This is a genomic window from Oceanimonas marisflavi (assembly GCF_003049725.1).
Lineage (GTDB): Bacteria > Pseudomonadota > Gammaproteobacteria > Enterobacterales > Aeromonadaceae > Oceanimonas > Oceanimonas marisflavi.
This window is the reverse complement of record NZ_QAGM01000008.1, coordinates 129,167-139,058: the sequence shown is the minus strand read 5'-3', so window position 1 is coordinate 139,058 and position 9,892 is coordinate 129,167. Positions and strand designations below refer to the sequence as shown.

Sequence of the window (9,892 nt, the reverse complement as noted above, 5' to 3'; positions counted from 1 at the left end):
GTGGTCAGGAACAACACGCAACTGGACGCCGGCAGGAGATGTGGCACTCAACCCAGAGCGATTGGACGAAACACAAAAAGCAGCCGCGTAAAATGAAGAACGCGACAACTACCTTGAAAAACGCCGTCAGTGGGGCAAGCTTCCTCGCCCGGTTAAAACCGGGCCTACAAAACATCGTCACCGGATGCCCGCGCTCCACTCCCCTCACACCTCCCCCCTCACACCTCACGTTTTTCGCCCAACGTCTTTCGTCTCACACACAAACAAAAAGCCCGCCGGTGTTTGCCGGCGGGCTTTTTCAGTTCAGCGTGAAGCGGGGCTTAGCCGTTCAGGCGCTTGTCGTTGCGACGGGGGCGGAACTTGCCACGCTCGCCACCACGGTCATCCTTGTTGCGGAACTGGCGACGGGGCAGCGGGCCACCTTCGTACTTGGCCAGGTTCAGCGGACGCTGACAGACACGCACCTTCTGCAGTACCTGCTGCAGCTCGGCGGGAATGCCTTCCGGCAGATCCACGGTGGAGAAGTCGTCGTGGATCTGGATCTGGCCGATGTAACGGGACTCCAGATCCGCTTCGTTGGCAATGGCACCCACCAGGTGGCCCGGCTTGACGCCATGCACCCGGCCCACGTCAACGCGGAAGGTTTCCATGGTCACGCCGGACACCTCGTCCTTGCCGCCACGACGGGGACGTTCGCCACGCTCGGGACGATCACCCCGACCACGGGGCTCACGGGCTTCACGCACGTCCGGGCGACGGGCAGCCATGGGCTTGTCTTCCACAAACAGCGGACGATCGCCCTGCAGCAGGCGGGCCAGACCGGCCGCCAGCGCCGCGGTGTCCATGCCATCGGCCTGCAGCTCGTTGACCATTTCCACGAAGGGGGCCAGGGCCTTTTCATCGGCATCCACGCTGGTGCGAATGCGGGCCTTGAAGCGCTCGGCGCGGATCTTGTTGATCTCGTCGGCGGTGGGCATGCTCATTTCTTCAATGGGCTGGCGAGTGTGACGCTCCAGGTTGTACAGGCTGCGCTTTTCACGGCCGGTCACAAACAGAATGGCGTCACCTTCGCGGCCGGCACGACCGGTACGGCCGATGCGGTGCACGTAAGACTCGTTGTCGTGGGGCATGTCGTAGTTGATAACATGGCTGATGCGCTCCACGTCCAGACCACGGGCAACCACGTCGGTGGCCACCAGCACGTTAAGGCGACCGTTTTTCAGACGATCCACCACTTTTTCACGCAGCTTCTGAGGAATGTCACCGTGCAGGGCTTCACAGGCATGGCCTTCGCGGGTCATCATTTCGGCCACGTCTTCGGCGTCCTTACGGGTGCGCACAAACACCAGGCAGGCGTCCATGTCTTCGGTTTCCACCAGGCGACACAGGGCTTCCTGCTTGGGCATGCCGCGCACAAACCAGTAACGCTGGCGAATGCTGGCGTTGGTGCGGGTCTTGTTGGCGATGCGCACTTCCTGCGGGTCTTTCAGGTATTTCTGGGCCACGCGCTGAATGGCCGGCGGCATGGTGGCCGAGAACAGGGCGATCTGACGGGTATCCGGAGTGTGCTCCAGGATCCATTCCACGTCGTCGATAAAGCCCATGCGCAGCATTTCGTCGGCTTCGTCCAGCACCAGGGCCTGCAGGCTGTCGAGCTTGAGGGTGCCACGGCGCATGTGGTCCATGACCCGGCCGGGAGTACCCACTACGATGTCTACGCCACGGCGCAGGGCACGGATCTGGCTGTCGTAGGCCTGGCCACCGTAGATGGACACAATGCGAATGTCTTTCTGATATTTGGCGTAGTTTTCAAAGGACTCGGCCACCTGAATAGCCAGCTCCCGGGTGGGTGCCAGCACCAGCACCTGCGGGTAGGCGTTGCCACCGCTGATGCGGCTCAGCATCGGCAGGGCAAAGGCGGCGGTCTTGCCGGTACCGGTCTGGGCCAGGCCCAGCACGTCGCGCCCGGTCAGCAGAGTCGGAATGGCGGCGGCCTGAATAGCAGAAGGCTGCTCATAACCGGCATCGGTCAGAGCTTGAAGAACGGCAGGCGCCAGCCCGAGATCAGCAAAAGCGGGTACTACAGAGGTATTTGTCATTTAACAGTTCCGAAAAAATAAAATGTCGGCGGACTGATACAGTAAAAGGCCGAGGACAGCCCGGCTCACTTGAAGTGAGGGCTTTCCTTCACACGCAAGGTGTCACACATGAATACACAAGGCTAATCTGGCCGTTTTTGTCTCAACACCGCCATGGTCAACCGGCTGGTACATACCAGGCGATTGCGCTCGTCATGGATGTCGATCTGCCAGACTTGTGTCGTCGCGCCCAAATGGAGGGGACGTGCGGTTCCTGTTACCAGGCCGCTTCGTTTGGCGCGGACGTGATTTGCGTTAACTTCCTGCCCAACGCAATAAAAACCCGCTTCAACGCACATATTGGCAGCTACTGAACCCAGGGTCTCGGCAAGCGCGACACTCGCGCCGCCATGTAACATGCCAAGAGGCTGATGAGTACGGTAGTCTACCGGCATGCTGCCGCGCAGATAATCGTGACCCACTTCACAAAAGGTCATGCCCAACTGGGCTGCGAGCGTATTCTCCGACAGTTGGTTCAAACTGTCCAGCGTAAATTCACGTTTCCACATATTTAACTGCAGGGACCAGGGATTGGGGAATAGGGAATAGAAGAGCAAAAAGGCCTGCTGCGCAGGCCCTGCCGACTAAAGTGGCAGCTACGCCTTTGCTACCTTCGGCTTTTTATCTTGCCGACGATAAAGATCAGCAGCACGGCGCCTATCACCGACATCACCAGCGAGCCGATCATGCCGGTGGCCGCCAGGCCCAGCAGGCGGAACAGCACACCGCCGAGAAAGCCGCCCACCAGGCCGACCACAATATTGCCGAGCAGACCAAAACCGCCGCCCCTGGTCAGGTTGCCGGCAATCCAGCCGGCCAGACCACCGATAATCAATCCCCAGAGTAATCCCATACACGCTCCTTATCCGGTGAGGAGTGAAGGGTAAGGGGTGAGGTGTCCCCCTCACACCTATCCCCTCACTCCTCACACCCGGTGTCAGGCCAACAAGCTTAGCAGCGCCTGCACCGGATGGCGAAGCCCTTCACCCTCGATGCGCTTGACCTGGCTGCGGCAGGAAAAGCCGGTGGCCAGACAGCGTTCCCGGGGCAGTTTGCCAAGGGGCTCGGCCCAGCTCATGGCAAACAGGGTGCGGGAGCCATCGGCGTGTTCCCGCTCATGACCATAGGTGCCGGCCATGCCGCAGCAGCCCACGGGCACGGCCTCCAGTGTCGCGCCCAGATGAGTAAAGATACGGCTCCAGTCCTGATGGGTGGTGGGCTTGGCGGTTTTCTCGGTGCAGTGGGCAAACAGGTGCCAGGGCTCGCCGCTACTTTCACGGGCCGGCACGCGATCCAGCACGGTCAGCAGCCATTCCTGAGGCAGCAGCACCTCAAAATCGCCCCGGGCCGGGCCCAGTACCTTGGCGTATTCATCCCGGTAACAGAGCACCAGGGACGGATCCACCCCCACCATGGGAATATGGAGCCGGGCCAGCCGGTTAAGGAACTGGGCGCTGTCGGCAGCCATGCCGGCAAAGCGGCGCAAAAAGCCCTTTACGTGGGCCGGCTTGCCGTTGGGTCTGAACGGCAGCACCACGGGGTTAAAGCCCAGCGCCGTGGCCAGGCGCACCAGATCGTGCACCACGCCGGCATCGTAAAAGGAGGTAAAGGGATCCTGCACCACCAGCAGGGTTTTCGCCCTTTCCTGCTCGCTCAGCGCCTGCAGTTGTTCCAGATCGAACTGCGCCGCCGGGCCCTTGCCCAGGCGCTTTTTCAGCGTGGGCTGGCTAAGCTCGGGCATGTCCACCATGCCAAGCCAGGAGGACGTGCTGCCCTTGACCCACTTGTGCTTCATGATGGGATTAAACAGCCCAGGGGCTTTCGCCATCCAGGGAGTATAGGTCTCCACCCAGGACACCAGATAATCCCGGGGTGGGCGCTGGTAGCGCTGGTAATACAGCTGCAGAAAGCGGGCGCGGAAGGTGGGCACATCCACCTTGATCGGGCACTGGCTGGAGCAGGCCTTGCACGCCAGGCAGCCGTCCATCGCCTCTTTCACCTCGTGAGAGAAGTCATACTCACCCCGGCGTTTGTCCAGGGTGTGTTTGATGCGCAACACCATGTTTTTGACGCTGGTGCTACGGCTCATGATTGCGGCCTCGCCGGCCATGGGATCAAACCCCTGAGCCGACAGCTGGCGCAGCCATTCCCGCACCAAGCCGGCCCGGCCCTTGGGGGAATGGCGGCGGTCGGCAGAGAGCTTCATGGACGGACACATGGGCGAGCGCACGTCAAAGTCAAAGCACAGGCCGTTGCCGTTGCAGTCCATGGCCTGGGTAAAGCCGTCGCGCACATGCACCGGGATCTGCCGGTCGAAATAGCCGCGCTTGGTGGCGTCTACCGATACCAGCTGCTCCAGGCTGTCCAGCGGCGTGCAGATCTTGCCCGGATTCAGCCGGTTAAAGGGGTCAAAGGCCGACTTGATGCGACGCAGCTCGGTAAACAGCACCTCGCCAAAGAAGGTGGGGCTGTATTCGGAGCGAAAGCCCTTGCCGTGCTCGCCCCACATCAGGCCGCCGTATTTGGCGGTCAGGGCGTTCACCTGGTCGGAAATGCGCCGCAGCATCACTTCCTGCTCCGGGTCGGTCATGTCCAGGGCCGGGCGCACATGCAGCACACCGGCGTCCACATGGCCGAACATGCCGTATTGCAGGCCGTGGTCGTCGAGCAACTGGCGGAATTCCATGATGTAATCGGCCAGATGCTCCGGGGGCACGGCGGTGTCTTCCACAAAGGCCACCGGCTTTTTGCGGCCCTGAGTATTGCCCAGCAGACCCACCGCCTTTTTGCGCATGCCGTAAATACGGTTGATGGACGCCAGGCAGTCACACACCTGATAGCCGATCACCCCGGCCTCGCCCCGTTCAATCAGGCCGTCAAGCCGGGCGCACAGGGCGTCCACTTTTTCCCGCTGGGCGGTTTCATCCTCGTCGGCATATTCCACCATGTTCAGGCCGTCCATGACCTTGCCGGGCACGTCCTGAATGAGATCGCTCACCGAATGCCAGACGATGTCTTCCCGGGCCAGATTCAGCACCTTGGAGTCCACGGTTTCCACCGACAGGGCCTTGGCTTCCACCATCAGGGGCGCATTGCGCAGGGCCGACTCAAAGCTGTCGTACTTGACGTTGACCAGGGTACGGAATTTGGGAATGGGAGTCAGATCCAGCCAGGCTTCGGTAATAAAGGCCAGCGACCCTTCCGAGCCGCACAGAATGCGGGTCAGATCCAGGGTATGGGTGACCTTGTCGTAAACGTGGCGCAGATCGTAACCGGTGAGAAAGCGGTTCAGTTTGGGAAAGCGCTGCTCAATTTCGCCGGCGTTGCCGGTCACGCTCTGATACACACAGCGATACAGCTCCCCTTCCCGGCTGTCTTGTTCCAGCTTTTGCTCCAGCGCCTCGCCGGACACCGGGCCGGTTTCAATCAGGGTGCCGTCCACCAGTACGGCGGTGACCCCCAGCACATGATCCGAGGTTTTGCCATACACCAGCGAGCCCTGGCCGGAGGCATCGGTATTGATCATGCCGCCCACGGTGGCGCGGTTGCTGGTGGAGAGATCCGGTGAGAAGAACAGATTATGGGGCTTGACCAGCTGGTTGAGCCTGTCCTTGACCATGCCGGTCTGAATGCGCACTCGGCGGCCGTCGGCATCCATGGTCAGCAGCTGGGTCATGTGCCGGGACAGGTCCACCACGATATTGTCGTTCAGGGACTGGCCGTTGGTGCCGGTGCCGCCGCCCCGGGGAGAAAAACGGATGTCCCTGTAGGCGTCTTTGGCGGCCAGGGTCAGCATCACCACCAGATCCTGGGAAGAACGCGGAAACACCACCGCCTGGGGCAGGCACTGATACACGCTGTTGTCGGTGGCCACCGCCAGCCGGCTGGCGTAGCTGCGCTCTATGTCGCCGCGAAAGCCGCTGTCGGCCAGCGCCTCAAGAAATGAATAATAGGTGGGGGTTGTCTGCTGCTGCAGCGCTAACCTTGGGATCATGACCTGCGTCCCCTTTGTCCTTGTCGATATCGCCCGAAGTGGCGGTCATTATACACCGGCGCCACTTTTGAGCGAGCATCGAAAGACGTCTGGACATCTTCAGGTAAAGACGTTACCTCAGGACTTTTTGCCCTGCCCCGATGACGGCGCTTTCCAGCGCTTGATACGGGAGCCACCAGGCTGGTTGCCGCCGGGAGCTTCACGGCGCTGATTGCGGGCAGCGCCCCGCTCCCCTTTCTGCTTTGGCTTGCGCTCTTCATTGCTGGCGGGGCGACGCTGGCCCTGAGCGGCAGGCTTGCGCGGCCCCTTGCGGGCGGCTTTTGGCTGCTCCAGCACAGAGGCTTCCTCGGTTTTGCTGGAACCGGCAATCATGCGGTTAATCAGGGCCAGTTCGTCCTCACTGACATAGCGCCACTCACCCGGCTTGAGGTTGCCCAGCTGAATGTTCATGATGCGAACCCGCTTCAGGCTGGTCACCCGATAGTCCAGGTACTCGGCCATGCGCCGTATCTGGCGGTTCAGCCCCTGGGTCAGAATGATATTGATGGTTCTGGGGCCGATTTTGCGCACCTTGCAGGGCTTGGTCACGGTATCGAGAATGGGCACCCCCGCCGACATTTTCGCGACAAAGTCATCAGTGACCGGCTTGTCCATGGACACGATATATTCTTTCTCGTGGGCATTGCCGGCGCGCAGTATCTTGTTGACGATATCGCCGTCATTGGTCAGCAAAATCAGCCCGCAGGACGGTTTGTCGAGCCGGCCGATGGGAAAGATGCGGGCATGGTAGTTGACCGCATCCACGATATTGTCGGGAATGGCGCGGTCGGTGGTGCAGGTAATGCCGATGGGCTTGTTGTACACCAGATACACGGCTTTGGGCTTGGCCCGCAGCGGCTTGCCGCGCACCGTGATGTCGTCGGCATCGCTGACCCTCACGCCCATGCCGGCCACTTCGCCGTTTACCCGCACCAGGCCCTGCTCAATCAGCCGGTCGGCTTCCCGACGGGAACAGATGCCGGTTTCACTGATGAATTTGTTCAGGCGGGTATCAAGAGGGGTGTCTGTCATGGCAGCTCCTTACCGGTGGTTATGAAACACAGCCGGGCGAAGGCTGAAAAGAGCAGGCCTGGCTAAACCGCGCCAGTGTAAGGCGCAGGCCCCCACCCCGCAAGGGCTGGCAGTCGCTTCGTGAGAGGAAGCCGTATCGCTTGTACGTTTGTGCACATTCGTCGGTCAAAGGGCACTACTTCGCCGGCACGCTGTAAATACATCCTTATACGCTCCGTTGCGCCATCCCTGGCGCAAAGGGCACGGCGAAGCAGACACCCTTTGCCCTCCTCAGAACACTCAGCGCTGACTGAGCTCACGCAGGCAACGCCGATATTCCTCGAAGCGGCAGCGGCTTACAGACAAGGTGTCAAAGCCAGCGCCGAACCCGAGTGCAATAGTCGGCATAGGCTGGTCCAAAGCGCAGGGCCAGGGCGCGCTCTTCGGCGCTTATCTGCACCCGGTTCATATAAGCCACAAACAATACCGGCCCCAGCAACGCCGGCCAGCTTTGCAGCCAGAGTGCCCAAGCCAGCAACCAGAGCGCATCGCCGAGGTAAATGGGATTGCGCGAGCGGGCAAACACGCCTGTGGTCACCAGCCGGCGGGTACGTTCGGGGGCAAAGGGCAGCAGGGTGGTCTCGGCACGGTACAGGGCCCAGGCCGCCAGCACCATCAACATGATTCCGGCCAGCAACGGCAGCCACGCCAGCCAACGCGGCCAGAAGGCGGTCAGCCCGGGCAACCAGCCTATGCTCAGCCACATCAGACCCGCCACCAAGGCTGCCACGGCGGGGGGCGGCAGCCACAGCAGACAGCGGGGTGGGCTCATGTTTTGCTCCCAACCACCGGGTCGGCTGCTGGCTGCGGTGCTTTGGCCGCCTGGTCCTGCATCAGGTGACGACGGGTCATGCGCAGGGCCGCATACAGATCCGGGTATACCTGAATACCGTCTTCCCCCACGCGAATACCCGCCTGCTGCAGCCAGTGGGTCATCTGGCCGCGCCGACCCGCCATCACCATATGAATGCCTCGGCGCCTGAGCTCCTTGTGCAGCTCGCCCACCACGCTCATTACGCTGATATCCTGATGGGTAAAACAGGACACGGCGTCGATGATCAGGCACTCAGGCTGTGCCTCCTCGTTACCAAGCAAACTGAGTACCCGGCGCTTGAAATAGGAAGCGTTAAAGTAGGTCAGCGGTGAGTTAAAGCGGTAAATCAGCACGCCGGCAATGGCCTTCACTTCTTCATTGCGGCCGAGTGTATGCACCACCCCTTCCTCGTTCATGCCCATCAGCTGATCGGTCGGTCGCATCACATTGCGCAAAAACTGGAACAGACCCAGCAGCACCGCCAGGGTGATGCCCGGAATCACCCCCATAAACAGCACGCTGACAAAGGTGATCCAGGCCAGCCAGAAGGCGGGCATGTCGGATTTGCGCAAATGCCATTGCCCCCGCAGGTTGATCAGCGACCAGGACGCCATCACCAGCACCACCCCCAGGGCCGCATTGGGAATATATTGCAATGGCGCTGTCAGGAAGAAGGTGACCAGGGCGATCACCCCGGCGGCCACCACGGACACCATCTGGGTTTTGCCGCCATTGGCATCATTGACCGCGGTACGGGAGTCGGCCCCGCTGATGGCAAAGCCCTGGGAAATGGCCGAAGCCAGGTTGGCCACCCCCAGCGCCCGAAACTCCCGGTCGGCGTCAATGTCGTAGCCGTTACGGGCGGCAAAACTGCGGGCGGTGAGCATCATGGACACAAAGCTCACCATGGCCAGGTTAAGGGCCGGCATCACCAGCTCCCGCATCAGCCCGGGAGGGAATTCCGGCAACTGCAGCTCGGGAATGCCACCGGCCAGGCTGCCCACCACGGCCACCCCGGCCCTGTCGGTGCCCCACAGCCACAACAGGCCTGCGGCTGCGATCAACGCCAGCAGGCTGCTGGGCCAGAGCGGGCGGAAGCGGCGGCACAGCAGCATAATCACCAGTGTCAGCGCACTGACTCCCAGGGTGGGCCAGTGCACCAGGGTGAGGTAATCGGGGGTGGCGGCAAGGCGTTCGATAAGCTGGGACTCGTCAAAGGTAAAACCGAAAATACGCGACAGCTGACCCACCATAATGGTGATCGCCACGCCGTTGAGCAGGCCCAGCAAAATGGGGCGGGACAGAAAGTCCGCCAGCACCCCGAGACGAAAATAACTGGCCGCCAGACACCAGAGTCCGGTCATGGCGGTCATGGTCATCACCAGTTGCCAGTGCTGGGTGGCATCGCCGGCGGCCAGCGGGGTGACCACGGCGGCAATAACAGCACAGGTGGCCGCATCCGGCCCCACGATCAGCTGCCGTGACGTGCCGAACAGGGCATAGGCGATCATCGGCAGAATACAGGAATACAGCCCCACCACCGCGCTCACCCCCGCCAGCTCGGCGTAGGCAATGGCCACCGGCAGCGCCACCGCCGCCACTGACAGGCCGGCCCGTACATCCGCCGCCAGCCAGTCGCGGCGATAGGCCAACAGGATCACCAGGCCGGGCATCCAGCGAGCAAGAGTAAAAAAATCCCGCATCGTTAACTTATTTTCCTTTGCAGCGAGCCGACGCTCCATGTCTTTCAATATGGGTCAGCTAACCGTAATTCACAATATAACAGGTTGATTATAAAACGGTTATTTATTGCTCAGAGGCTAATCTAGCCTGGCT

The 9,892-nt window shown here is 61.2% G+C and carries 7 protein-coding genes; all 7 read right to left on the bottom strand.

Features of this window, described 5'->3' with window-relative positions; genetic code table 11:
• Positions 1-320: 320 nt before the first annotated feature.
• Positions 321-2,099: a DEAD/DEAH box helicase gene (locus tag DA373_RS07335; RefSeq protein ID WP_107851666.1), complete on the bottom strand. Its 1,779-nt coding sequence runs from the start codon at positions 2,097-2,099 to the stop codon at positions 321-323.
• Between the two features lie 122 nt (positions 2,100-2,221).
• Complete coding sequence (locus tag DA373_RS07330; protein ID WP_107851671.1) at positions 2,222-2,647, bottom strand: hotdog fold thioesterase; 426 nt, start codon at positions 2,645-2,647, stop codon at positions 2,222-2,224.
• Between the two features lie 98 nt (positions 2,648-2,745).
• Complete coding sequence (locus DA373_RS07325) at positions 2,746-2,991, bottom strand: GlsB/YeaQ/YmgE family stress response membrane protein (protein WP_107851665.1); 246 nt, start codon at positions 2,989-2,991, stop codon at positions 2,746-2,748.
• Positions 2,992-3,075: 84 nt separating this feature from the next.
• Positions 3,076-6,132: a D-2-hydroxyglutarate dehydrogenase YdiJ gene (gene ydiJ / locus DA373_RS07320; RefSeq protein WP_107851664.1), complete on the bottom strand. Its 3,057-nt coding sequence runs from the start codon at positions 6,130-6,132 to the stop codon at positions 3,076-3,078.
• A 117-nt stretch (positions 6,133-6,249) separates the two neighbouring features.
• The gene (rluF, locus tag DA373_RS07315; RefSeq protein ID WP_107851663.1) at positions 6,250-7,203 is read right to left on the bottom strand and encodes a 23S rRNA pseudouridine(2604) synthase RluF; all 954 of its coding nucleotides are present in this window, start codon (positions 7,201-7,203) and stop codon (positions 6,250-6,252) included.
• A 349-nt stretch (positions 7,204-7,552) separates the two neighbouring features.
• Entirely contained in the window at positions 7,553-8,014 is a 462-nt protein-coding gene (locus DA373_RS07310; protein ID WP_107851662.1) for a methyltransferase family protein, read from the bottom strand.
• Positions 8,011-9,759, bottom strand: coding sequence for a SulP family inorganic anion transporter (locus DA373_RS07305; protein ID WP_232821216.1), 1,749 nt, complete (start codon positions 9,757-9,759; stop codon positions 8,011-8,013). Before DA373_RS07305 ends, DA373_RS07310 begins: the two co-directional genes overlap by 4 nt.
• Positions 9,760-9,892: the final 133 nt, after the last annotated feature.

What these genes read in the sequence shown, in the direction of transcription:
- DA373_RS07335 (WP_107851666.1), bottom strand. Translation starts at nt 2,099, where the DNA reads ATGACAAATACCTCTGTAGTACCCGCTTTTGCTGATCTCGGGCTGGCG.
- DA373_RS07330 (WP_107851671.1), bottom strand. Translation starts at nt 2,647, where the DNA reads ATGTGGAAACGTGAATTTACGCTGGACAGTTTGAACCAACTGTCGGAG.
- DA373_RS07325 (WP_107851665.1), bottom strand. Translation starts at nt 2,991, where the DNA reads ATGGGATTACTCTGGGGATTGATTATCGGTGGTCTGGCCGGCTGGATT.
- ydiJ (WP_107851664.1), bottom strand. Translation starts at nt 6,132, where the DNA reads ATGATCCCAAGGTTAGCGCTGCAGCAGCAGACAACCCCCACCTATTAT.
- rluF (WP_107851663.1), bottom strand. Translation starts at nt 7,203, where the DNA reads ATGACAGACACCCCTCTTGATACCCGCCTGAACAAATTCATCAGTGAA.
- DA373_RS07310 (WP_107851662.1), bottom strand. Translation starts at nt 8,014, where the DNA reads ATGAGCCCACCCCGCTGTCTGCTGTGGCTGCCGCCCCCCGCCGTGGCA.
- DA373_RS07305 (WP_232821216.1), bottom strand. Translation starts at nt 9,759, where the DNA reads ATGCGGGATTTTTTTACTCTTGCTCGCTGGATGCCCGGCCTGGTGATC.